The sequence below is a fragment of the Paenibacillus thermotolerans genome (assembly GCF_028745515.1).
Taxonomy (GTDB): Bacteria; Bacillota; Bacilli; order Paenibacillales; family YIM-B00363; genus Paenibacillus_AE; species Paenibacillus_AE thermotolerans.
This window is the reverse complement of the sequence record NZ_JAQZSG010000010.1, coordinates 35192-59780: the sequence shown is the minus strand read 5'-3', so window position 1 is coordinate 59780 and position 24589 is coordinate 35192. Positions and strand designations below refer to the sequence as shown.

The window sequence follows — 24589 nt, the reverse complement described above, 5'->3', positions numbered from 1 at the left end:
ACCAATATTACGCGCGATCGCCTTGCATGCGCTTTTGCGTTACATAATCGGTTTCATAATACGCAAGATCCTCGCGAAGCTCTTCGAATATTTTGGATAAATCCAGCGTTGTGTCCCGCACGCTCCGAACCGGCTTCTTACGGAAGCGAATGGCGTCTTGACCCGTATAGGCGTAACGTCCGTCTTCGGAATAACATTCATACTTAGGATAAAAGAACGAATTGACACAGGTATGGTACACGTCGTAAAGCACGCGTTCCGCATATTCCGCATTAAATTGAGGTCTGCGGAGCGCAACGCCGAGTTTTTCATATTGAACTTCCGAGTACACGATTAATGTGCGCATGTCGGATAAGAATTGTTTGTGAAACTCATCCATTTCCGGATTTTTTTCAGGATTCAGCTGGGATAACGACGATTCGTTCAAAAAGGGCTCAAGCAATGAAATCGCATGTTTCAGCTTTTCCCTTGTCGTTTCGCATAACTGCTGCACATTGTGAATGGCCATGAATAATTGAAATCCTCCTCACGATAGTCCAATAAAACGATCGTTCAAAACCTAATTCATCGTATCATAAATTCGGCCAAAACGGTACTACCTGTGCATAACGATTCCGCCTTGAGACAATCTAAGCGTACATGATATTTAGCCAATGCACGCGCACGCTCGAAGGAGGAACGCCGATGCGCAATAAAACACGAACATACGGAATCATTGCCGGAATTTGCGCGCTTGCCATTCCCGCAGCGCTCTTTTTGAACCGGAGCGACGTTGCGCCGCCCGCTCCCGCTCCGCAGCCGAACGCGAAATATGAAGCCAAGGCGAAAAAGCGGCTGCTGCAAAACGATGTAGCCATTACAAACGAGCTTTGCCGAACCCAATGCCGGAACGATTTGACAAGAGCCGCCCAACAAGTTAACCGGCTGGACGGGGCCGGAATGCAAAGAAGCTTAAGTGCTTTGCAGCAAGAGCATCCTCATATGAAACGGCTGGAGTGGGTTTCCGCAGCCCCAACCGCAGCCGCAGCCTCCGGCCAAAAACCGGCCGCTGTCGGATCGATTCCTTCCGGCGTAAAGGCAAAAGCGCTGGAGCAAATCGAAAAAGCGAAGGAAGCCGTCCGGCGCGGCCAAGCGTACGAATCCAAGCCGCTCAAGGATCGTGACGGCGAGGTTTATTTCGTGCTTGGGACACCGTCCAAAGAACGGAAAAACAGCGGAATTGTCGGCGTCGTCCACCAGCACGTTCTAAAGAAAGTGGAGCAGCATCAAATCCGCAACCTGCGGCTTAAGGAATACCCGAACGACCGCAGATACGGGATTCGCGCCATCGACCCGAATACCGGAAAAGAAGTGGATGTCGAAACGCCCGAGGAAAACCAAGGTATCAGCCATTACATTCATAAAGAGGTTGTCGTCCGCTTCCACAAACCTCCTACGGATAAGCAATTACAGCAAATCAAGAAAGACCTTGGGGTCACCAGACATCGAAAGCTGGGCTACTCCCACGTCTTTGAAGGCAACAAATCTACGAAGGAAATGCTGGCTTACTTCCAAAAGCTTGGCGTCGACTATGCCGAGCCGCATTACTTGTATGTTACGAATCAACAAAATCGCGCGGAGCCGATCGTGCCGAACGACGCCCTATACAGCCGATATCAGTGGAACATTCCGATCATCGGCACGCCGACCGGCTGGGAGCTGAGCCGCGGCAACGAGCAGGTGACGGTCGCCGTCGTCGATACGGGAGTCGACCTGACACATCCCGATCTGAAGGGGCGTATCGTAGACGGGTATAACGTTGTCGATCCGAAGACGCAGCCGAATGACGACGTCGGACACGGGACCCACGTAGCTGGCGTCATATCGGCGCTGACCGACAACGCGGAAGGAGTCGCCGGCATGACTTGGTACAACCGCATCATGCCGGTGAAAGTGCTCGATTCGTCGGGCATGGGCAGCACCTACGCGGTAGCGGAAGGCATCATTTGGGCTACCGACCATGGGGCTAAAGTCATCAATATGAGTCTAGGCAATTACGCCAGTGCGCAGTTTTTGCACGATGCGGTCAAATACGCCTTCGACCGGGACGTAGCGCTCATCTCGGCGACAGGCAACGACAACACCGATCAGCCCGGATATCCTGCGGCTTACCCTGAGGTGTTCGCGGTTTCGGCAACGAATGTCGGCAAGCAGAAGGCGTCCTTCTCGAACTTCGGCGATTACGTCGATGTTGTGGCGCCAGGCGAAAATATTGCCAGCACGTATATGGGCAACCAGTATGCCGCCCTATCGGGTACATCGATGGCAAGCCCGCACGTAGCGGCGCTGGCCGCCCTGATCCGTTCGGTCAATCCGAAGCTGAAAAATACGGAAGTGTACGACATTATGCGTAAAAGCGCGGTGGATTTAGGAGCGCAAGGAAAAGACACGTATTACGGTTACGGACAAATCGACGTTGCGCGTGCGCTTCAGCTCGCATCCGGAAAAGCGCCTGCGGAGGCGGCTGCCGACAAGCAGCCGGAGCGGACGATTCCGCGAAACGAGTCCCTCTTGCAATGGTTCCTACGGCTTTTGACCGGCTCCGCCAGGTAGCCCGCAAAGAGCAAATAACGAAAAAAGCTGCCGTTAAAGCGTCAAGCGACGCTTCAACGGCAGCTTTGTCGTTGTATACATCATTAAGGGTGAACAGAGAAGTTTGCCGTAAGCCGGGTTCTGTGCTTCAAGTGGTCCTAACGGGTCACCGGCCCTGCCACGAAAGAAGCGACAATCATCTATCTAGGCGCAGCATTGCTGCCGCGCTCAAGCGACCAACCCGAACGCGCCCCGGGCAAGGGCTGCAGCTCAAAGCTGCCGCGTTCCTCTTAGGTCTTGCTCCAAGTGGGGTTTACCAGAAGACATGTCACCATGTCCTCTCGTGGTCTCTTACACCACGGTTCCACCCTTGCCTGTGCGCTAGAATGCGCCATCGGCGGTCCGTTTCTGTGGCACTTTCCTTCAGCTCGCGCTGACTGGACGTTATCCAGCACCCTGCCCTATGGAGCCCGGACTTTCCTCCCGCGGCATAAAGCCGCCGGCGATTGTCTGTCAAACTTCTCAAATCTATAAATTAGTATACAGAGGATATGCCCCGCAAGCAATGATAACCTTCTGGCAATACCGTAAATCGTTAGCGAAACATGAAAGGTTCGGTGGAAATGGAGGAAGGGAACGCTTGAACGTTCAGCCCCTTCTCATGAAATTGCCCGTTAAGCCACCGGGACATATGCTCCTTCATGATTTGCTCCGAATGGTGGCCCGGGTCGACGATCGCTAGCCCTGCGGCAAGTGCGTCATGCGCCGTATGATGATCGATGTCTCCGGTCACGAACACATCCGCCCCCGAAGAGATCGCCTGTTTTAAAAAGCTTCTTCCGGACCCGCCCAATACGGCGACTTTGCTTACTTTGCGATTCAAATCGCCGACCACCCGCACCGCCGGCACTTCGAAAGCCTTTTTCACCGATTCGGAAAAATCCTCCAATGATACAGGACTCGGCAGCACGCCTATACGTCCAAGTCCGAACGACTTGCCCTGCAGCTCTACGGCATATAGGTCGTACGCGACTTCTTCGTACGGATGTGCCTGCAGCATCGCTTCTACGACCGCTCGACGCCCGGCTGCCGTGACGATCGTTTCGATTCTCGTTTCGTTTACTTTCTCAAGGACCCCCTGCTTGCCGATAAAAGGATCGGTGCCGTCTTGCGGCATAAAGGTGCCGAAGCCTTCTACGGTAAAGCTGCAATGGCTGTAATTGCCGATATGCCCCGCACCTGCGGAAAACATCGCTCCCGAAACGGCCTCCAGGTGCGTTGTCGGAACAAATACAACCAGCTTATACAGCTTCTCCGAATGCGATTGCGTTAACGGCACGGTCCCCGACAGGCCGAGTGCGCCTGCCATCATGTCGTTGATTCCGCCCTCGGCCGTATCCAAATTGGTATGCGCGACATAAACCGAAATTCGGTTCGCCAGCAGCTTCTCCAGAAGCTTGCCGGCGGGTTGATCGGTGCGTAGCGACTTTAACGGACGGTAAATGATCGGATGATGGGCAAATATAAGCTGCGCGCCTTGACGGATCGCTTCCTCCGCTACCTCCTCCGTCACCTCCAACGCGACGGAAACGCGCGTAACCTCGTTATGCTCGCTCCCGACCTGCAGGCCGATCGGGTCGCCTTCCTCGGCCAAATGCGGCGGGCAAAACTGCTCCAGCAAGTCGATCACTTGTTTTATTCGGACAGACAAGCGAGCACCTCCTTCAGCTCGTTGTATTCCTCGATAAATCTTCGACGCTTTGCCAGCGCTTCGGGGGTGTCGGATTTGCCGATTTGCTCGATCATCCGCTCGAGCTTTGCGCGGTAACCGTTCCATTTTTCAATAAAAACGTCATTCGGATGCGCAAGCTGCAGCGGCCCGACCAGCAGCTTCAAATCTTTCGACACGGCTCCGAACCCGGGGAGCGGCGAACAATATAAAGCTTCATTATAAGCGTCGGCTTCTTCTTTCGCCGAGGCGTCGGCCACCAATATTTCGTATGCAATCCCGTCCTCGGATAACAGAAGCTCCTGAGACAGCTTCCATCCGGATGCGATGAACCATTCCCTGACGAGCCGTTCCCCGATATTCGGCTGAAGCACGAGACGCGAAACGCCCTTCAGCTTTCCTTGCGCTTCGCCTTCCGTCAATATTTCAACGATCGTTCCTCCGCCCATTCCGGCAATGACGATCACATCGACTTCCTCCGGCGAAATGACGGCCAAGCCGTCCCCAAGGCGCACCGAAATACGCTCGGTTAGCCCCGCTTGAGCAACCTGGCGGCAAGCCGCCCGATACGGCCCTTCGTTCACCTCGCCAGCAACCGCATGGCTGGCAATGCCTTGCTGCAGCAAAAAGACGGGCAGCATGGCGTGATCGGAGCCGATATCGGCAACGGCGCTTCCTCTAGGTATAAATGTAGTAATGGCTTCAAGCCGTTTCGATAATTGCATCATAGAAGTCATAAATGTCAAACAACCCAATCGATCCAAGTTTTTCGGAGCGAGAAACCTAATGCTCCCAATACGGTCAGTTTGCCCAAAAGCAGCAGCTGTGTTACAACAATCGGCCAATCGGTCCATAGCAAAGCGTACGTCTCCGGCATAAACCAAAGAAAACACGCGTTGATTAAGCACACGGCTCCGGATTGCTTCGCCTTATGGCTGAACAGCCAGCCCAGCCAAGCAAACAATAAGGATAGCGGCAGCCAGCACAGTTCAAGCGTAAACCAATTGCCCGGAACGGATAGCCGATTTAATAGCAGCGCGTAGCATAATGCGAGGCTGAGCCAGCCGCATAAATGCAGCCACGGCAGCCGCAGTCCGATGCCGAAGCCCAGCCAAAGGAAAGCGCAAGCGGTCAAATACAAGGCAAGCTCGGTCCAGCCGCTCCACCCTAAATACTGCATTAACAGCGGGCCGGCAATAAGCATAAATGCGGTGCCCAATCCGAAAAAGCTGTGGGAACGCAGCGGCTTCCGCCGGCGAATCATGCTGCCGTAAATATACGGAACAAGCGCGGCGAACACGAACAGGCCGATTTGCATCTGCATGTCAAAAGCGCTAAAATGAAGAACAACATAGGAAATGCATGCAGCCGTTCCAAAAAGTAACAACCAGTGAAGCGGCTTGCTGTCGGCTACCGCCTGCTTTCCTTTCGCACGCTTCACCATTTTCATTTCTTCGGGTGTCGACGATTCGGCATACAAATTCATCAGAAAATCGCAATATTGCTCGGGCAGAAGCTTACTTCGGCGCCAGTGCTCGATTTCTTTCATGATAATGATTCGTTTTTCACGGTCCACTCGCTACCCTCCGAAAGAAAAGACCTTCTACTCAAGGCAGGAAGGTCTTCAACGTTGTCGATTCATTTGATCCGCTTTGAATGCCGATTATTCAAGAAAATCCTTTAACCGCTTGCTGCGGCTCGGATGCCGCAGCTTCCGCAGCGCCTTCGCCTCGATTTGCCGGATTCTTTCCCGGGTAACCCCGAATACTTTGCCTACTTCCTCAAGCGTACGCGTTCTTCCGTCGTCCAAGCCGAATCGCAAGCGAAGCACGTTCTCCTCGCGCTCGGTCAACGTATCAAGCACGTCTTCAAGCTGTTCCTTGAGCAGCTCGTATGCAGCCGCGTCGGCCGGAGCCAGCGCTTCTTGATCCTCGATGAAGTCGCCCAGATGCGAATCGTCTTCTTCGCCGATCGGCGTCTCTAACGATACCGGCTCTTGAGCGATCTTCATAATTTCCCGAACCTTCTCGGTGCTGAGCTCCATCTCTTTCGCGATTTCCTCCGGCGTCGGCTCCCGTCCAAGCTCCTGCAGCAGCTGCCTCGATACGCGAATGAGCTTATTGATCGTTTCAACCATATGAACCGGAATACGGATCGTTCTGGCCTGATCGGCGATGGCCCGCGTAATAGCCTGACGGATCCACCATGTCGCGTAGGTACTGAATTTATACCCCTTGGTATGGTCGAACTTCTCGACCGCTTTAATCAGACCCATGTTTCCTTCTTGAATCAAATCAAGAAACAGCATCCCGCGTCCGACGTAACGCTTGGCGATGCTGACGACGAGCCGCAGGTTCGCCTCGGCAAGCCTCCGCTTCGCTTCTTCGTCCCCGTTCTCGATCCGTTTCGCGAGTCCGACCTCGTCCTCGGCGGAAAGCAGCGGAACGCGGCCGATCTCCTTCAGGTACATTCTTACCGGGTCATTGATTTTTACGCCGGGAGGCAGCGACAAATCGTCGTCAAAGTGGAAGTCGTCCGATTCGTCCTCCGAATGCATCGTATCGTCGGCCTCGTTGACGACATCGATGCCTTGCTCCGCAAGCTGTTCGAAAAATTCGTCCATTTGCTCCGGATCTTGATCGAACGGAGACATCCGTTCCATGATTTCTTTATACGTTAAAGCCGAACGTTTCTTACCAAGCTCGATCAGCTGTTCTTTGACCTGTTCTAAGGTAAGCTCGGACTCTTGCTCCGTATGTTGTTCGTTCACCATACGACAACTCCCTCCTCCCTAGATCCGTTGGGCCTGCTGCTTCATTTCCTTCTCTAGGGCAATAATCTCGATACCGATTTGCGCCGACTTGGCGAAGTCGCCCTCGCGTTCGGCTAAAGTAAGCGCATGTTGCTTCTGCTTTAATGTAAGCTCCATACCGTGCTTCCGTATTTCCTTGAGGCTGTCTTCGATCACTTGCTCGTTGATGGCCTCTTGGGGAAACTGAAGCAGAATGGAGCCGGCGAGCGCCATGAGCCTGTCATCCTCCAAGCCCGAAATGAAGGCCGGGGGATTCGGGCGCTTGCCTTCAGCGTAATATGCATATAGAAAAGCAGCTAGAGCTGCATGAGCCTCCACATAAAAACCGTCGCCAAGCCTTTCGCGAACGAGCTCCGCGACATCGCCGCTGTGCATCATCGCGGATAAGAGCTGCCGCTCCGCACTCTGGTAGGCCGGACGCAATGCGGGGATCGCTTGCGCGGAAGTCCCCTTGTCATTCATATCATTATTCCACTGATTTTCGTTCTTATCCCCTTGATATCTCATTTTTTGACGAATTTCGTTCATCTCTTGTTTCAGAGATTCAAAGGAATAATGGACCTCTTGGGAAAGCTCCTTCGCGTAATGCTCCCGTTCCGTCGGCGACGAAAGGGCCGCGATGATGCCCAGCGCCGCACGAACGTAGGAAAGCTTACTCCCATCATCTTGTAGTGTATGTTCCTTCTTCAAATATAGTATTTTATATTTCGTCGACGGAACCGCATTTCCGATGATGGCGGAGCGGAATTTGTCCCCTCCGTGCTTCCCTATATACTCGTCCGGATCCAAGCCGTCCGGAATTAACGCAACGGATGCCTGCATCCCAAGCTTCTCGCATAGGAGCACGCATTTGTGCGCCGCGTTCATCCCTGCGCGATCGCCGTCGTAGCAAATGACGACCCGGTCGCAATAACGCCTGAGCGTCTGGATATGATGCTCCGTCAAGGCCGTTCCCAAGGTGGCGACGCCATTGTCGACGCCGGCTTCCCAGGCCTTGATGACGTCCGCATAGCCTTCAAACAAAACCGCTTCGCGCAGCTTTCGGATCGAAGCTTTCGCGGCGTGGAGCCTGTACAGCACGCGATTTTTGTGAAACAGCGGGCTGTCGGGCGAGTTCAAATATTTCGGCTGCTCGTTCCCCAGCGTTCGTCCCCCGAAGGCAATCGTTCTGCCTTGGCCGTCCTCGATCGGAAACATGACCCGATCCCGGAACCGGTCGAAGGCGCCGTCGCCCTCCGTTCTTCGAACGACAAGACCGGCTTTCTCCAGCAGCGCTAGAGGGAATTGCTTGGAGAGCAGATGCTTTGTCAGCACGTCCCAATTCGGCGGGGCGTACCCGAGGCGAAACTCGTCGATCAGCCTCTGCGTAAAGCCGCGTTCCTTCAAATATTGATAAGCCTTCTGTCCTTGCGCGGTGTTGTTAAGCACGTAGTGCATAAATTTGACGGCTTCCTCGTTCGCGGCGACCATCGTCTGCGCTTCCCGCTGCTCAGGCGTCAGTTCTGCCCGTTCCGCGGAAAAATCGTGCTGAATCCCCGTCTCTTCCGCAAGAGACCGCACCGCTTCCGGAAACGTGATTCCCTCAATATTGATAAGAAACTTGATCACGTCACCGGTAGCTCCGCAGCCGAAGCAGCGAAAAATTTGCAGCTCTTGAGAGACGTTGAAGGAAGGCGATTTTTCGGAATGGAAAGGGCATAAACCCAAATGGTTTCGACCGCGCTTCGTCAATGAAACGTATCGGTTTACAACATCGACGATGTCCGTCTTCTTCAACACCGCTTCAATGACTTCGCTTGGGATTGTTCCCGGTTTCATACCTACCACCACGTTCCGAATTGCATCTATAGTATTCGCTATGTGTGTCCGTTCTCCTGCAAGCCGCGTAAAACTTTTGTCAAAACTTGTAGAAAGATGTCTTTCTCCTGATCGGTGAGCGGCTTCGGCCCTTTCGTCCGTTTGCCTGCCCTTCTGCGCTTGGCGGCGGCATGACGCTCGTCCAACAAACGGTCGATATTATCGTTCGTAAACACCATTCCGCGCGGAGACAATACGAATGCCCGCTTGGCCAGCCCGATCGTGGCGAGACCGTAGTCACCGGTAACGAGCACATCTCCGTGCGCAAGACGGTTGGCGATGTACAAATCGGCCGCTTGCGAAACGGCGTCCACCGTTATATTCGTCACTCCGGAGAATTCGGGCAGTACATGATTATAGGAGGAAACCATCCATACGGGAATGCCCAGCGGCACCGCCGCATAGGCGATTTCCTCCTTAACGGGACATGCGTCTGCATCGACTAAAACCTTTGGCGATACGTTAATAGGGTTCATCTCATTTTTCACCATACTATTATATACGGTAAAAACTGAAAAAATCCTTCTTTCGAAGGCGGCGCGAGCCGCTTTACCAATCCGTCTTCTCCCGCAAGAACGCCGTCAGCCCGTCGATCGGCATGCGCACTTGCTCCATCGTATCGCGGTTTCGAACCGTAACTTGACCGTCCGTCTCGGAATCGAAGTCGTACGTAATGCAGAACGGCGTGCCGATTTCATCGTGCCTGCGGTACCGTTTGCCGATCGAGCCTGCATCGTCGTAATCGACCATGAACGATTTGGACAGCTGCGCGAACACCTTCTGTGCGCCTTCGTTCAGCTTCTTGGAAAGCGGGAACACCGCAGCCTTATACGGCGCAATTGCCGGATGAAGGCGAAGCACGACGCGGCTGTCGTCGCCTTCCAGCTGCTGCTCCTCGTAAGCGTCGACCAGAAACGCGAGCGTTACGCGGTCGGCACCGAGGGAAGGCTCTATACAATACGGAATATACTTTTCTCCGGTTTCTTGATCGTGGTAATGGAAATCTTCGCCGGAATGCTCCATATGCTGCTTCAAATCGTAATCGGTCCGGTCAGCGATGCCCCAAAGCTCGCCCCAGCCGAACGGGAATTTGTACTCGATATCGGTCGTTGCGTTGCTGTAATGCGACAATTCGTCCTCGGAATGGTCGCGCAGGCGCATGTTCTCTTCCTTCATGCCGAGGCCGAGCAGCCATTCGCGGCAGAACGAGCGCCAATATTCGAACCACTGCAAATCCTCGCCGGGCTTGCAGAAAAACTCAAGCTCCATTTGCTCGAATTCACGCGTACGGAACGTAAAGTTGCCCGGCGTAATTTCATTGCGGAAGCTTTTGCCGATTTGGCCGATGCCGAACGGCAGCTTGCGCCGCATGGTACGCTGCGCGTTCTTGAAGTTGACGAAGATGCCCTGCGCCGTCTCCGGACGCAAATATACCTCGTTCGCGGAAGAAGCCGTTACGCCCTGATGCGTCTTGAACATCAGGTTGAACTGCCGAATATCCGTGTAGTCGAACGCGCCGCAGTCCGGGCAAACGATATGATGCTCGCGGATGAGCTCCATCATTTGGTCGAAGGACATGCCGTCGACGACGATTTCCTGACCTTTCTCGGAAAGGGCGTTCTCAATCAATTTATCGGCGCGATGTCTCGACTTGCACTGCTTGCAGTCGATCATCGGATCGTTGAAGTTGCCGACATGGCCGGATGCGACCCACGTTTGCGGATTCATCAGAATGGCAGCGTCCAAACCGACGTTATACGGGGACTCTTGAATGAATTTTTTCCACCAAGCCCGTTTGATGTTGTTTTTCAGCTCAACCCCGAGAGGACCGTAATCCCAAGTGTTCGCGAGGCCCCCGTAAATTTCCGAACCGGGGAAAATAAAGCCCCGATGCTTAGCCAGCGCCGTTACGGCTTCCATAGTTGCGGCTGTCGTCATACCTTGTTCTCTCCTTATACCGTCAATTCTTGTGAAAACAAAAATAAAAAACCCGCCTCTACGCCTGAATCAGACGTAGGGACGGGCTCATTTCCCGCGGTTCCACCCTACTTGGCCGTTGACTGTTCATAAAGAACGCGTCATACCCACTTTTTTGGTGCCGAAACGTGAACGCTCCGAAAATCGCCGAATCCTTTCTCAACCGAATCCGGGCTTTCACCGTACCCCGTTCGCTGCAATCCCGATTAAGAAAGCTTATTTTCTTCAACGCGCCGATCCGTTTCGCATATGCAATTCATTACATTTACTTTTGTTGATTTTAAACAATTTTCTCCTGCGAGTCAAGAATCGTACACTGCTTCCACTTGGTCGAGTACGCTCCGGGTTTTTAACCGGATGTCCGCATGCGCATCCATCCACTTTCGGATGACGGCCTTGACCGCCGCTTTCGATTCCTTGCCGACGCTTATGTTTCCTATCTTACGCGCATCGGTCGCCTGCAGCAGCCGCAGCAGCTTCCATATGTTCGGCTTCATCGCCTCGCAATCCGCCGCCTTCGGCGCGCAGCCCGGACATACGACGCCGCCGAGCGATACGCTGAACAACGGCCGCTCCGGGTCAAGCGGCTTCCCGCAAAAAGCGCATTCCAACAAATTCGGGGCGTAGCCGGAGGCGGAAAACAGCTTCATCTCGAGAATATGCGAAACGATTTGCGGATCCTTCCCTTCATTCAAAGCGGCCAGCGAAGCCTTCAGCTGCTCGAACAGAAAAGAAGATGCTTCGTCGTCGGGGAGAAAGCGGTCTACCAATTCGGCAAAATAGGCCGCATAGGAGGAATTGCGCAAATCGGCTCGGATGTTTGGATAAGAATCGATAATTTCCGCATGCTGCAAAGTGCCGAGAGACCCGGCACTAGATTTGAAAAACAAGTATTCGCCGTATGTATATAATTGGGTGACGGCGCCGAGACGGCTTCTCGTCTTCTTGGCCCCTCTCGCCATCACCCCGATCTTGCCGCTGCCTTCGGTGTACAAAGTAACGATCAGGTTGCCCTCACCGTAAGCGGTGGCACGAATAACAATGCCCTCTACTCGATACTGCATACCTCCGCATCTTCATCTCCCGGAATTTCGTCTGGATGGACGTCTGTGGAACTTTGCATTTGGTCCCACTCTTTAAACAGCATGTAAGCATCGACATCTCCAGTCAAAGTAAAATACTTCCACGAAAAGTCTCGCATCGTATTCATCCTTTCCGGTGTAATGAAATGACGCTTGTACATCTAGAATGATACGCCGGCGAGGTTGCTATCCCATGCAATTGATGGTAACCGTAACGATGCGTCGGTGCGCTAATCGTGCCTGAAGCCCAAGTCCTTCAAGATCCGTTCTTCATTTCTCCAATCCTTCTTAACCTTCACCCAAAGCTGCAAAAAGATTTTCGATCCGAGCAGGTGCTCGATATCTCTTCTGGCCGACTCCCCGATCGCTTTAAGCATGGCGCCCTTTTTGCCGATCAAAATCGGCTTTTGCGAATCGCGCTCCACGAAAATAACGGCGGATATATCGACAATGCCGTTGTCCCTTGCCCGCATATCCTCGATAGCGACCGCGACGGAGTGCGGTATTTCTTCCTTCGTCATTTGCAATATTTTTTCCCGTACGAGCTCGGCGCAGACGAATTGCTCCGGATGGTCCGTCACTTGGTCCGCAGGGTAATATTGCGGCCCCTCCGGCAAATATTTGCCGATTTGCTCAAGCAGCGTTCCGACATTGTTTCCCTGCTTTGCTGAGATCGGCACGATTTCGGCAAAAGCATGCAAATCTTTATACTGCGCAATGATGGGAAGAAGCGCTTCGGGCTCCACGGTGTCGATTTTATTCAACCCGAGAATGACGGGGGTTTTCACACCAGACAGCTGTTCGATAATAAAACGGTCTCCGCCGCCGAGCCCGGCCGAAACGTCGACGAGCATAAGCACGACGTCCACCTCTTTAAGCGTGTCGGTCGCCACCTTGACCATATAATCGCCGAGCTTGGAGTTCGGCTTATGTATGCCCGGCGTATCGAGAAATACGATTTGCATTTGATCGTTCGTATACACGCCGTGAATTTTGTTTCTCGTCGTTTGCGGCTTGTCCGACATAATGGCGATTTTTTGGCCGATGACCTGATTCATCAAGGTCGATTTGCCGACATTCGGCCGGCCGATAATCGTCACAAAGCCGGAAAGAAATTTTTTTGCGTTAGACATCGGTGCGTTCCTCCAAAGTAAAGGCGCCGGGAAGCAGCTCGGACACAGTCATCACCTTGGTGTCGCCTTTTATATTGCTCATGATGACCGGCATATCGGGAGAGCAAAGCTCGGAAAGCACTTGGCGGCATACGCCGCAAGGAGTGCAAGGTCCTGCCGTATCGGCTACGACCGCAATGGCTGCAAACTGTCCCCGCTGCACGCCGTCGGCGATCGCCCGAAACAAGGCGGTTCTTTCCGCGCAGTTCGTCGGGGTATACGTCCCGTTCTCTACATTGCATCCGTAATGGACTCGTCCTTCTTTATCGAGCAGCGCCGCGCCGACCTTAAACCCGGAGTACGGAACGTACGCCCGCTCCCTTGCCTCGCGGGCGAATTTCAGCAGCTGCTCATTCGTGAATTGCGCTACAACCAAAGCGTTTCACCAGCCAATCGACAGTATATTTATTGAAATATGTTAGCCTTCTCAAGTACGCGGGGCAGCAGCACAATGGCTCCTACGGCGAGCGCAAAGACGGACAAAACAAGCACCGCCGCAGCCGAAGCGTCTTTCGCCGCTTTGGCGAACGGATGCTTGTCCGGCGACGCCAAATCGACGGCCCGTTCAATCGCCGTGTTCATCAGCTCGGCTGCCCAGACGAGCGCGATCGACAGCAGCACCCACAGCCACTGCCCGGCTTCAAGCCGTGCATATACGGACAACGCAACGGCTGCCGCAGCGGCAATGCCGTGAAACCGCATATGCTTCTCGGTTCGGAAGCCGTAAATCATTCCTTCCCATGCATATTTGAAACCGCGAATCCATTTCATAACCGTATCATCGGGTTAATCCCGCTTGCTGCAGCACCCGTTCCTGCTTCCCGATCATTTCCTTCTCAGAAGCTTCGTCCTGATGATCGTAGCCGATCAGATGCAAAAACCCGTGCACGAACAAAAAGCCGATTTCCCGCTCCAAAGAATGGCCGTACTCTTCACTTTGGCGCTTCGCCGTTTCCGCGGATATGACGATATCCCCGATCGGATCGTCGGACAGCTCAGGCGCCTCGGCCAATTCCTCGCCTTCCCACATGGAGAACGACAATACGTCGGTAGACTTGTCCAAGCCGCGATATTGTTTGTTCAGCTCCCGGATTTCTTCGTCGTTCACGAACGTCAAAGCCACCTCGCCGGCTTCGACCCCTTCCGACTCGCCGGCCAGCCGCAAAAGCCGGTGCAGCGTCTCCTCAATTCCGTCCGGAAGCGAAACGGCATCCTGTTCATTCATCATATCGAGCCGTAAACTCATGAGGTTTTGCGGTCCTCCTTCTCTTTCGCCGCCGTAGGGTTGTCCGGATATTCGATACGGGAGTGGAAAATGCCGAGCAGCGTTTCCTTCATGCTCTTCGCGATCGTATCCAGCTCCTTCAGCGTCATGTCGCACTCATGGAACTGCTGGTCGTCCAGGCGGTCTTTAATAATTTTGCGGACCATCCCGTCAATTTGCTCTACGGTCGGGTTGCGCATGCTGCGTACGGCAGCCTCTACGCAATCGGCGATGCCGACGATGGCGGCTTCCTTCGTTTGCGCCTTCGGACCCGGATAGCGGAAATCCGCTTCTTGAATCGTTTCAGCCGCAACCGCCGTCTCTTTGTCCCCGATGCTTTCGCTGTTTGCGGCCGCCTGCTTCTCCTCCAGCTGCTTCAGCGCTTTGAAATAAAAATATTTCAACAGCGTTGTGCCGTGATGCTGCTCGGCGATGTCGCGGATCGGCTTCGGAATTTTCGCGTCCGCGAGCATATCGACGCCGTCCTTCGCATGGGCGACGATAATCGCCTTGCTGACGCTCGGCTCGAGCGTATCGTGCGGATTTTCCCGGTTCATCTGATTTTCGATAAAGTAGCCGGGCCTGCGCGTCTTGCCGATGTCGTGATAGAACGATCCGACCCGGCACAGCAAGCCGTCCGCTCCGACCGCCTCCGCCGCCGCTTCGGCGAGATTGCCCACCATCACGCTGTGGTGATACGTTCCCGGCGCTTCCGTCAGCAGCTTGCGCAACAGCGGATGATTCGGATTCGACAGCTCCACCAGCTTCAGCGGCGAGAGGATGCCGAAGGTCACCTCAAAGAACGGCATCAAGCCGATGACGAATACGGCGGTAAGCAGGCCGCCCGTGAAAGCGTAGGCGATCGCCAGCAGCATATCCTGATACTCGGCGCTTCCGGATTCGGAAATGAGCGAGAGCATTCCGACCGTAAGAGCGGAAAAAATCGAAACCGATAAGCCCGCCCGCAATATCGACGCTCTCCGGCTTGCCTTGCGCACGGCGAACATCGACACAAAGCCGACGACCGTTGCGGCAAATCCGTATTCAAAATCGAACAGGATATCCGGATTCGTATTAAATATAATGCTCGACAATATGCCGAATATAACGGATGAAATAAGAGCGAGCTGGTCATCGAGAAGCACCGCGATCAGCATCGTGCCCATGGCAATCGGCGCCAAATAAGCGATGGACGGATCGATCCCTTGACCGATGGCGACGGTTTTCATCGCCACGGCGTTAATCGCGAAGATAAGCAGCAGCATCAGCAGCGGACGGTTGTCGCTCTTGATGCTCATGCGGCTGCTGGATACGAAGGCGTAAATTGCTCCCGTGAACAGCAGCACCATGATGATGAGCCCGATGCGCGGCAGCAAATTGTTGTCACGATTTTGAATCAGATTGGCAGCCTCGAGCTTCGCGTAAATTTCTTCCGTTATTTTCTGCCCTTTCTCGACGATCGGCTGTCCTTCTTCGATATAAATCGTTTCGGTTTCGCGGACCGCCTTCTCTCTTGCGTCTTCCGTCGCCTTGGCGTCGTAAAACCGGTTCGGCGTCAGCACAAAGCGGACGAGCTCCTGCACAAGCCCCCGCGCAAAGCTGCTGTCTACGGAAGATGCGTTCACAAGCTCGGGCACCTTCACTCGAATCGTAGAGGCATCGCTGACGGGATCGCTCATCAGCCGGTTCACGATATCGATGACCGCCTGCTCCATCTCCGGAAGCTGGGAGGCCTTCACCTTCGGCAGCTTGAACAAATCCTCTTCGGGGAACCTGTACTGCTGCTCGGCAAGCCTTTTCTTCATTTCCGCGATCAGCGTTTCATTGTACGAGTCGGTATTTTGCAGGCGGCGTGCGTATTCTTCGTAATATTGATTAAATACGTCCGGCAATTTGTTGCGGTATATGCTCGCCTTTTCTTCGGCCGTCAAGCTTTGCTCCGCATTGATTTTCTCGATCTCGTCGAACAGCCGCTCCACCAGCTCCGTATTTTTCATCGGGACGATAGTGCTGACCGGCTGCACCCGCTTGGAGGCCGTTTCCTTCGCCACTTCGGTAGCGATCTTGTCCTCAAGCCGCTCCGGCGCTAGAATCGTTTCGCGGCTTTCCGTTCCTACTTCAACGTCATAGGTCGGTTTAATCAGATCGCCTGCGATGGAAAAATAAAAAATAAGGGCGAACGACAGCAAAAGCGCTGCCCTTACACCCGTGCTATATCTCCAACCGGTGACTTGATAGCGGTGTTTTCCGCGTATGCGAACTTCTTTAGACGTCATAGAGCGTCGGGCCTCCTACTGCTTTTAGTTTTCCTTATCGCTGTTGTACGCCTGGATGATTTTCTGCACTAAGGAATGGCGGACGACGTCCGCTTCGGCAAAGTAGATAAAGCCGATCTCTTCCACTCGACTCAAGATGCGCTCGGCTTCGACAAGTCCTGACGACTTGCCGCGCGGCAAATCGATTTGCGTCACGTCGCCCGTGATGACCATCTTGGAGCCGAAGCCGAGGCGAGTGAGAAACATCTTCATTTGTTCGGGGGTCGTGTTCTGCGCCTCGTCCAAAATAATGAACGAATCGTCGAGCGTCCGGCCTCGCATATAGGCAAGGGGAGCGACCTCGATCAAGCCCCGTTCCAGCGATTTCGCCACTTGATCCGGGCCCAGCACGTCGTTCAGCGCATCGTACAGCGGGCGCAGGTACGGATCGACCTTCTCCTGCAAATCCCCGGGCAAAAAGCCGAGGCTTTCCCCCGCTTCCACGGCCGGCCGCGTAAGCACGATCCGCTTCACCTTTCCGTCCTTCAGCGCCGAAATCGCCATGACGACGGCCAAATACGTCTTGCCGGTCCCGGCAGGCCCGATGCCGAACACGATGTCTTTCTTACGAATCGTCGAAATGTAATGCTTTTGTCCGATCGTCTTGACCTTGATCGGTTTTCCTTTATATGTGGTTGTTATCTCGCCTTTAAACAAATCAAGCAATTGGTCGGCTTGCAAATTGCGGGCCAGCTCGATCGCATATTGCACGTCGCGTTCGGAAAGAGAATAGCCGCCGCGTATTAACGCAAGCAGCACTTCGAACAATTGGCTGAGACGCTCCACTTCGGCTTCGCTTCCTTGGACGACGATTTCCGCTTCCCGCGAAAACACGTCCGCTTCCGTATTTCGTTCAATCAGATGCAGGAAAGCGTCCTGGGGTCCGAATAGAGCAAGTCCTTCTGCTGCGTTGCGCAGCGGGAATTTTGCGGTAGAGGCTGCATCGCGTTCGATCAAATGCCACATTCACTCCTCAAGCTGTTCATGGTGGTGCATCTCGGATCGAGGTTTTTTGTCAGGGCGACTTCGTTTCCGGCGGATTCAGCTCGCTTTCGAAAATCGGTCGTTCCACCGCCATATCAACCTCGATTTCGAACAATACTTTCAACACCACTTTACCATTGTCGACACTCTCTTGCAAAATTTTTTCATCCTTAATGACCGATTTCCCGCCCGTTTTCCCGATCAAGTCCGCTCTGGCGTTTCTTAGGCCCGCATCCCGCGCTTCCGCCTTCGACACCGTCTCCTCCACCAATCGCGCTTCCTGGTAATTTTCCTTCAGCCAGCCGATCGGCAGCGACCATGCCTGCCACTGCACCCGGCTCCGCTCGTCCGTCAATTTATGGTGCTCGTACGGTTTCTGGCCGTAGCCGGTAATTTGCAGCGCGCGGTTGCCCAGCACAAGATACGATTTGGTCTGCTCCTCACCCGTTAACACCATATGCTTGCGCACGAGCGGCGAGCGAATCGTATATTCGTACCAGACCAGTCCTTTCACCTCGCCGTCCGCCACGACCACCTTCCGGTTATTTTCGTCGCCGAGTATGCCGGAGATCAATATGTCCCCTCTGCGCACTCGGGTGTTTACGCTCACCTTCGGCACTCCGCTCTCGGCCAGAATGCGCGTAATGACTCCGTCGGAGGCGGCGACCAGGTGGCGCGGGTTTCGAGCGGGACGCTTCTTCGGTATGACCGCCTCCACAACTTGAATGCGGACGGTCGTTCCCTGCATGTCAATACCGACCCAAGAGACGTTCGGAATGGCCTGAGCCAGCTTGGCGGACAACACGCTCGGATCCTGCAGCTTCCACTTCCATTGGAGCGGATGCAAGCCTTCGGCCCGCGCCGCCTTCAATATTTGCTCGTCGGGGATCCGTTCGCTGCCGGTCACCTCGACGCTCCACACGACGGAGGAAAGCAAATACAATCCGATCAAAAATGCCGCCGCCCCCGCCACGAACCATTTACGCCTGTCCAGTTTGCCGAGAAAAAAAGGGAGCCCTCCTCTTTCCAGCACGCGAATACGAAGGCCTGTCTGCTTCAAATGCGGCTTCAAACGAAAAAAATCGGACAGCGAAACGTACATTTCCGCTCTCGCTTTGTCCGTGCGGCGCACATCCCAAACCTGATAGCTTCGTTCGATCAAACGGTTGATGAACGGTTCGAACGGTTCTCCGACGACGGCGATCTTCACGTATCCCCTCAAGTATGAGACGAGGTGCGTATTCATAAGCCGTTCCTCCTTACTGTCATTACATATATTTCACTTGCTGTATCGTTCCTTCGATAAACATCTCTTCCGGAAGGATCGCGCGGATGGACAAGTTTTTTCCGTAAATTTCCATACTGCCCTGCGTCAGTGCGAGCTTTAAATATTCTTCCGTAAAATGAAGCACGCCGCGGTGATTTTCCACGTATAATTGCATGTTTCCGATCATCGTAACGCGGGGCAAATCGAAGATGACGTCCTGCGGCAGGTCGAGCATGTCGGCAGTCCATTTCGTAAATTTTCGAGTAAAGCGGCGCATCGATGTACCCGGCCTCCCTCCTAGTGCTCTTAACAAAATATGCCTACCCGGCGTCAATTATGATGGGTCCCTGAAGCGCAAAAAAAGACCGTCCGCGTGCCGGTTTGCACGTTGACGGTCTTGCTTGCGTGTATTTGCTTCGATATCGTTTATTTTTTGCCGCGGTACGGCCGTTTGGCGCGAGGCGGTCCGAACACTTCCGCCCACATCATGCCTTGAACCGCGGGATGAAGGTTTCCTTGGCCGGCAGCGGCCGGTACATCTTGCTTCGACTGGGCGCGGGCAGAGGAGGATGCCGTGGCAGCCGGCGCTGCCGGCGTTGTCGGCCGATGCGGCGTCTCGATGCTCGGCTGTTCTTGCCGCTCCGCCGGACGACGGAGCTCGCGGTCTTCGATCTCCGCCGGTTCTCCATAAGGCCGCTGCGCAGGTCTTCTTCTCGGCATTTGGTCCTGCCTCGGGCCTTCCCCAAACGGCGGCATGCCGCCCGGACGCCTGTTGTTTTGCGGTTCGCCCTTCATTTTCCGGAATAGGACCGACAATAGGCCGAACAAAAAGATAACGAAGAAAATATTGTTAATCAAAAAATCGATGATTTGCAGCGCCGCTCACCTCGTTTCGTAGCGCTTCATGCTTCAAGTAAGGAATTACTTCTTGTCCGTCGGATCGATGCCTGTGGAACGGCCGAACGATTCGCGCATTTGCGTGTCCGCGCCGATATTTTGCAAGTTCATATAATCCATGACGCCGAGCTTGCCGCTGCGAAGCGCTTCGGACATTGCGAGAGGCACCTGCGATTCCGCTTCGACCACCTTGGCGCGCATCTCTTCCACTCTCGCTTTCATTTCTTGCTCTTGCGCCACAGCCATTGCGCGGCGCTCCTCCGCCTTCGCCTGGGCGATGCGCTTGTCCGCTTCCGCTTGCTCCGTCTGGAGATGGGCGCCGATATTTTTGCCGACGTCCACATCCGCGATATCGATCGACAAAATTTCAAATGCCGTGCCGGCATCAAGCCCTTTATCCAGCACCGTGCGGGAAATCAAGTCCGGATTTTCCAATACGTCTTTATGCGTGTTGGAGCTGCCGACCGTCGTAACGATGCCCTCGCCGACACGCGCCAAAATCGTTTCTTCACCCGCGCCGCCGACCAAACGCTCGATATTGGCGCGAACGGTTACCCTCGCCTTGACCTTTACTTCAATGCCGTCTCTAGCTACTGCGGATACGAGCGGCGTCTCGATGACCTTCGGGTTGACGCTCATCTGAACCGCCTGCAGCACGTCACGGCCTGCAAGATCGATGGCGGCCGCGCGCTCGAACGCGAGCTCGATATTGGCCCGCTCCGCGGCAATCAGCGCGTTCACGACGCGATCCACGTTGCCGCCGGCTAAATAGTGGCTTTCCAGCTGATTGACGGACAAGCCTAGGCCGGCCTTGGTCGCCTTGATCATCGGATTGACGATCCGGCTCGGGATGACGCGGCGGAGCCTCATCGCCACCAGCGTTATGATGCCGACGCGCACGCCCGAAGCGAGCGCGGATATCCACAGCATAATCGGGAAAAAGCTGAAAAATACGACCAGCGCGATTAACGCGACGGCTATGAGCAAGTATACGGTAATATTAACCATGTACAACAACCTTTCTTTTAACGAAATTGGTATTTATTGCGGCGGACGGTTACTGTCGTTTGACCGCTCGGGCTTCGCTTGTTTTACGACGACGCGGATGCCTTCGATTTGGACGACCTCGATCGGAGCGCCTGCCGGTATCCAATCCCCGAGCGTTACGACGTCGACTCGCTCCCCGCCGATTTCTGCGGTTCCCGATGGCCGGAGCGGTGTCAGCGCCGTGCCCGCTTTACCGAGCAAGGATCCCTTCGGCGTGTGCGAAATATAGCCCTCGTCCGTACGAAGCTGGTCCTTCAGGATAAACCGGTTCCATACACCCTTGTGCTTGAAAAACCTAACGAATACGGCGACAACGACTCCTGCGACCAACACGGCAACGCCCAGGGAGCTTAGCGCATGACCCGTGTCATAGGCTGCCATAACGACTCCGCTTATAAGCGATACGATGCCCAAAATCCCCAGTATGCCGAAGCTCGGGATAAAAAGCTCAAGCAGCAGCAGTACAACCCCGGCGATAAACAAGGCCAAATGCTCCACCCCCGCAAACCCCGCGACATAGTTTCCAAAGAAATACAGTGCGAACGAGCAAATGCCAATAATTCCCGGGATGCCGAACCCGGGTACGAGGAGCTCGATAAGCAATCCGGCAATGCCTAGAATAAACAGGATCGTAGTGACGACCGGATTGGTGAGGAAGCGGGCGACCTGTTCGGCGGGTGTTTGGTCGATCCGCTCATAGTCGGGGGATCCGATTTGCTCGATCAGCTCTTCAAGCGAACCGACGACCCGCTCGGCGTACCCTACCTTGACTGCCTCGTTGGCGGTTAACGTAATGAGCTGTCCGGCCTTCTTCGTTTTGCCGATCTCCGGCATGTCGACCACTTTGCTTTCGTCCACCATACCTTCCGCGATCTTGTCGTTCCGGCCCGTCGCTTGCGCGGCGGAAACCATTTGGCCGACCCACATGGACACGATTTTCGAGTCGGTTACGCGCTCCCCGGACACCGTCACAACAGCGGCGTCGCCGATCGTGCTGCCTTCCCGCATGTAAATGCGATCCGCGTTCAGCGCGATGTAGCTTCCCGCCGAGATCGCCTTGCCCTCTACGTAAGCGATCGTTTCCATGTCCGATTTTCGAATGAGCTCTCCGATCTCTACCGCTGCGTCCACCCGCCCACCGAACGTATCGATTTCGAGGATTACGGTTTTGGCGCCTTGCTTTTCCGCCTCGGAGAACGCTCTTTCCATAAAGCTTTGCAGCCCGCTTTCAATCGTCTGGTCCACGGGGATGACGACGGCGCGTTGGCCGGGTCCGGACTTTGTCGTGGTCGTATCAGCCTCTGCCCCATGGGCCGTTTCCGGGCTTCCCCCGATTCCGGCGAAACCGATCGCCGCTGTCATGAATGTGATCGCGATTCCGATAATACTTAATCCCCTCAAAGCCAATCGAATCGGTTTCATAGCTAGTCAGCGCATCCCTCCGTTCTTGAAGCTATAAGTGGTTATACGCTTAATTATATCGATTGTTTCAATTATTTGTAACTATGGCGGAGAAATACCGGTTTCAACGTAGGAAATGAGCCTCAAACTTGGGGTGAAATTAAGTTTTTATGCAGCAAAAGTTTCGAACTAACACATCAATGTTACTGGCCCTGCCTCTTACCCACGTACCCGCCGAGCGGAATTCAGTTCCGTTCGAGGCGGTCGGTCAAGCGGTGCTGCAGAGAGCAACGGTTCGCCCAAATTTGTTGCTAACACCGCCGTTCACCCACGCACCTGCCAACTTTGCAGCATAAACTCTCATGTCATTACAAACATCACCAGGAACCAGGAATAGCTTTTCGTATAAACTTGGTACTAACTCATTACTCATATATGTCTACCGCCAGAGAAGCAAGGAATCGCGCCACAGCAAAAAACGCCCCCGAACTGAATCGAGAGCGTCTTGTTTTCTGTTAGGATAACAACCGCTGAACGGTCTCGTTGACGAGTCGTCCGTCCGCACGGCCTTTCACTTTCGGCATTAATGCGCTCATCACTTTCCCCATGTCGGCCTTGGAGGATGCGCCTACTTCCTGAATCGTCTCAGCGACGATGCTTTGAAGTTCTTGTTCGGTAAGCGGTTGAGGCATGTAACGCTGTATAACTTCAACTTCGGCTTTCGCATTCTCTGCAAGATCGTCTCGGCCGGCTTTCTCGAACTCTTGGAGGGCGTCTCTTCTTTGCTTGATCTCGCGGTTCAGGATATCCATGACTTCATCGTCATTCAACGTCCTGCGCTGATCAATTTCCACGTTCTTGATCGATGAACGAATCATGCGTATGACTCCGAGGGCGAATTTATCACCGCTTTTCATCGCTTGCTTCATATCTTCGTTCAATCGCTCGCTCAAGTTCATCGGTATGGACTTACCTCCTAGAATTTCCGTTTGCGGGCAGCTTCAGACTTTTTCTTGCGCTTTACGCTCGGCTTTTCGTAATGTCTACGTTTCTTAACTTCTGCTAAAACGCCGTCTTTGGAGATAGATCTCTTGAAGCGGCGAAGAGCAGCGTCGATCGTCTCGTTTTTGCGAACTTTAGTTTCGGACACCTGTTTTCCCTCCCTCCGAACATTCACTCCAAGAAACATGGTATATCAGACAATATTATATGTGAAACGGAAAGGGAGTGTCAACTTAAGAGTTTTAATTACTTGTTGAGAGCTCCGAGCTTCTCTCCCCCGAGCAGATGATAATGCAGATGGAACACGACTTGTCCGCTGTCCGGACCGCAATTGTTAAGTAATCGGTATCCGCTTTCTTTGACTCCCAGCTGATCCGCGATTTGCTGCGCTGCTTGGTGAATTTCACCGATCAGACTCAAATCCTCCGGCTTCACGTCGTTCATCGTCGGGATATGCTTCTTGGGAATGATCAGTACATGGACGGGCGCCGCCGGGCTAATATCGTGAAACGCCAGTACGCTGTCCGTTTCCAGCACTTTTTTGGACGGAATCGTGCCCTCGATAATTTTACAAAAGATGCAATCCATGGATTTAACTCCTCCGTTACGAATTCCTTTCCTCTAATAGTACCGAAAAATGTTACGCTCGTCCAACATTTCCCTGCACACGACCCAGTCAGGCATGCAAAGCAACGAAATCCGCTTGGCAACCGCCTCGCGCTCTTAAGAACGCGAGGCCGCCACAGCCGAATTAATAATACGGGATCGGCGAAACGGAGCAAATCGCCGCCAAAGGCAGCGGCAAACGCTCGAAGCTGCCTCGGTGCGGACCGTGGTGATAATGCCCGAAGCCCGAATAGCCCGGATATCCGCCGTATACCGGGTATCCTCCATAAGGGGGGAAATATCCCGGATATCCCGGGTAACCGCCGAAGTGCGGGTAACCCCCGTAACCCCCGTAGCCCCCGTAGGGAGGGTAATAACCCGGATAACCGGGATACAGCCCGGGAATCGGCAAGCCTAACCCACCTAAGCCTACACCGGTTAATGCGCGCGCTTCCGTCATCGGCACGGCCAAATATACGTTGTCGCCGTCCGATTCGGCGATAATACCGTCAATGCTCGATCCGTCGTTCAACTGGACGAGCACGTATTTGTTCACATGTTGATTAATGAGTTCCAGAGCTTCATTACGTTCCACAATCGAACACC

The 24589-nt window shown here is 54.0% G+C and carries 26 protein-coding genes and 1 other RNA gene; 1 reads left to right on the top strand and 26 read right to left on the bottom strand.

All coding sequences use genetic code 11. The features are described from left to right. Nucleotides 1-7: 7 nt before the first annotated feature. A complete protein-coding gene (locus tag PT964_RS10375) occupies nt 8-508 on the bottom strand; it encodes a DUF3907 family protein (RefSeq protein WP_274363275.1) in 501 nt (166 codons plus the stop codon). A 176-nt stretch (nt 509-684) separates the two neighbouring features. Here PT964_RS10375 and PT964_RS10370 point away from each other — a divergent pair, with 176 nt between their 5' ends. Further along, the gene (locus PT964_RS10370) at nt 685-2592 is read left to right on the top strand and encodes a S8 family peptidase (RefSeq protein ID WP_274363274.1); all 1908 of its coding nucleotides are present in this window, start codon (nt 685-687) and stop codon (nt 2590-2592) included. A gap of 94 nt (nt 2593-2686) precedes the next feature. Here the strand turns inward: PT964_RS10370 and rnpB are convergent. The 25 genes from rnpB to PT964_RS10245 all read right to left on the bottom strand — a co-directional run bounded on the left by rnpB (nt 2687) and on the right by PT964_RS10245 (nt 24578). Next, nucleotides 2687-3093, bottom strand: an RNA gene (gene rnpB / locus PT964_RS10365) — RNase P RNA component class A. 73 nt (nt 3094-3166) lie between these two features. Continuing rightward, nucleotides 3167-4282, bottom strand: a complete 1116-nt coding sequence (locus PT964_RS10360) for a Nif3-like dinuclear metal center hexameric protein (protein ID WP_274363273.1) — start codon at nt 4280-4282, stop codon at nt 3167-3169. Beyond that, complete coding sequence (locus PT964_RS10355; protein ID WP_274363272.1) at nt 4267-5037, bottom strand: tRNA (adenine(22)-N(1))-methyltransferase; 771 nt, start codon at nt 5035-5037, stop codon at nt 4267-4269. Before PT964_RS10355 ends, PT964_RS10360 begins: the two co-directional genes overlap by 16 nt. A gap of 5 nt (nt 5038-5042) precedes the next feature. Further along, nucleotides 5043-5876 carry a hypothetical protein gene (locus PT964_RS10350; protein WP_274363271.1) on the bottom strand — a complete coding sequence of 278 codons (834 nt, stop codon included), beginning with the start codon at nt 5874-5876 and terminating at the stop codon, nt 5043-5045. 87 nt (nt 5877-5963) lie between these two features. Next, entirely contained in the window at nt 5964-7073 is a 1110-nt protein-coding gene (rpoD, locus tag PT964_RS10345) for an RNA polymerase sigma factor RpoD (protein ID WP_274363270.1), read from the bottom strand. An 18-nt stretch (nt 7074-7091) separates the two neighbouring features. After that, nucleotides 7092-8930, bottom strand: coding sequence for a DNA primase (dnaG, locus tag PT964_RS10340; RefSeq protein WP_274363269.1), 1839 nt, complete (start codon nt 8928-8930; stop codon nt 7092-7094). Between the two features lie 38 nt (nt 8931-8968). Beyond that, complete coding sequence (locus PT964_RS10335) at nt 8969-9445, bottom strand: YaiI/YqxD family protein (protein WP_274363268.1); 477 nt, start codon at nt 9443-9445, stop codon at nt 8969-8971. Between the two features lie 73 nt (nt 9446-9518). Continuing rightward, the gene (locus PT964_RS10330) at nt 9519-10907 is read right to left on the bottom strand and encodes a glycine--tRNA ligase (RefSeq protein ID WP_274363267.1); all 1389 of its coding nucleotides are present in this window, start codon (nt 10905-10907) and stop codon (nt 9519-9521) included. A gap of 341 nt (nt 10908-11248) precedes the next feature. Further along, entirely contained in the window at nt 11249-12010 is a 762-nt protein-coding gene (recO, locus tag PT964_RS10325; protein ID WP_274363266.1) for a DNA repair protein RecO, read from the bottom strand. Next, nucleotides 11995-12093: a hypothetical protein gene (locus PT964_RS26665; protein WP_482194167.1), complete on the bottom strand. Its 99-nt coding sequence runs from the start codon at nt 12091-12093 to the stop codon at nt 11995-11997. The genes recO and PT964_RS26665 overlap by 16 nt, the downstream gene beginning before the upstream one ends. Nucleotides 12094-12258: 165 nt before the next feature. Next, nucleotides 12259-13161, bottom strand: coding sequence for a GTPase Era (gene era / locus PT964_RS10315; protein WP_274363265.1), 903 nt, complete (start codon nt 13159-13161; stop codon nt 12259-12261). Next, nucleotides 13154-13576 carry a cytidine deaminase gene (gene cdd, locus PT964_RS10310; protein ID WP_274363264.1) on the bottom strand — a complete coding sequence of 141 codons (423 nt, stop codon included), beginning with the start codon at nt 13574-13576 and terminating at the stop codon, nt 13154-13156. Before cdd ends, era begins: the two co-directional genes overlap by 8 nt. A 29-nt stretch (nt 13577-13605) precedes the next feature. Beyond that, nucleotides 13606-13971 carry a diacylglycerol kinase family protein gene (locus PT964_RS10305; RefSeq protein WP_274363263.1) on the bottom strand — a complete coding sequence of 122 codons (366 nt, stop codon included), beginning with the start codon at nt 13969-13971 and terminating at the stop codon, nt 13606-13608. A gap of 7 nt (nt 13972-13978) precedes the next feature. Continuing rightward, nucleotides 13979-14446: an rRNA maturation RNase YbeY gene (gene ybeY, locus PT964_RS10300; protein WP_274363262.1), complete on the bottom strand. Its 468-nt coding sequence runs from the start codon at nt 14444-14446 to the stop codon at nt 13979-13981. Beyond that, nucleotides 14443-16740, bottom strand: coding sequence for an HD family phosphohydrolase (locus PT964_RS10295; protein ID WP_274363261.1), 2298 nt, complete (start codon nt 16738-16740; stop codon nt 14443-14445). The genes ybeY and PT964_RS10295 overlap by 4 nt, the downstream gene beginning before the upstream one ends. A 24-nt stretch (nt 16741-16764) precedes the next feature. After that, nucleotides 16765-17733 (bottom strand): PhoH family protein, encoded by a 969-nt coding sequence (locus tag PT964_RS10290; protein WP_274363381.1) that lies wholly within the window; start codon nt 17731-17733, stop codon nt 16765-16767. Between the two features lie 61 nt (nt 17734-17794). Next, nucleotides 17795-19009: a sporulation protein YqfD gene (gene yqfD / locus PT964_RS10285; RefSeq protein WP_274363260.1), complete on the bottom strand. Its 1215-nt coding sequence runs from the start codon at nt 19007-19009 to the stop codon at nt 17795-17797. A gap of 22 nt (nt 19010-19031) precedes the next feature. Next, nucleotides 19032-19307 (bottom strand): sporulation protein YqfC, encoded by a 276-nt coding sequence (gene yqfC, locus PT964_RS10280; protein WP_274363259.1) that lies wholly within the window; start codon nt 19305-19307, stop codon nt 19032-19034. Between the two features lie 149 nt (nt 19308-19456). Continuing rightward, nucleotides 19457-19786, bottom strand: a complete 330-nt coding sequence (locus PT964_RS10275) for a hypothetical protein (protein WP_274363258.1) — start codon at nt 19784-19786, stop codon at nt 19457-19459. A 165-nt stretch (nt 19787-19951) separates the two neighbouring features. Then, nucleotides 19952-20935, bottom strand: a complete 984-nt coding sequence (gene floA / locus PT964_RS10270) for a flotillin-like protein FloA (protein WP_274363257.1) — start codon at nt 20933-20935, stop codon at nt 19952-19954. Nucleotides 20936-20968: 33 nt separating this feature from the next. Continuing rightward, nucleotides 20969-22396, bottom strand: a complete 1428-nt coding sequence (locus PT964_RS10265; protein WP_274363256.1) for an NfeD family protein — start codon at nt 22394-22396, stop codon at nt 20969-20971. Nucleotides 22397-22890: 494 nt separating this feature from the next. Next, on the bottom strand, nt 22891-23334 hold the full coding sequence (locus PT964_RS10260; RefSeq protein WP_274363255.1) for a GatB/YqeY domain-containing protein: 444 nt from the start codon (nt 23332-23334) through the stop codon (nt 22891-22893). A gap of 17 nt (nt 23335-23351) precedes the next feature. After that, the gene (gene rpsU, locus PT964_RS10255) at nt 23352-23525 is read right to left on the bottom strand and encodes a 30S ribosomal protein S21 (RefSeq protein WP_138196048.1); all 174 of its coding nucleotides are present in this window, start codon (nt 23523-23525) and stop codon (nt 23352-23354) included. Nucleotides 23526-23623: 98 nt separating this feature from the next. Beyond that, nucleotides 23624-23965, bottom strand: coding sequence for a histidine triad nucleotide-binding protein (locus tag PT964_RS10250; RefSeq protein WP_274363254.1), 342 nt, complete (start codon nt 23963-23965; stop codon nt 23624-23626). A gap of 163 nt (nt 23966-24128) precedes the next feature. After that, the gene (locus PT964_RS10245; RefSeq protein ID WP_274363253.1) at nt 24129-24578 is read right to left on the bottom strand and encodes a hypothetical protein; all 450 of its coding nucleotides are present in this window, start codon (nt 24576-24578) and stop codon (nt 24129-24131) included. Nucleotides 24579-24589 lie beyond the last annotated feature (11 nt).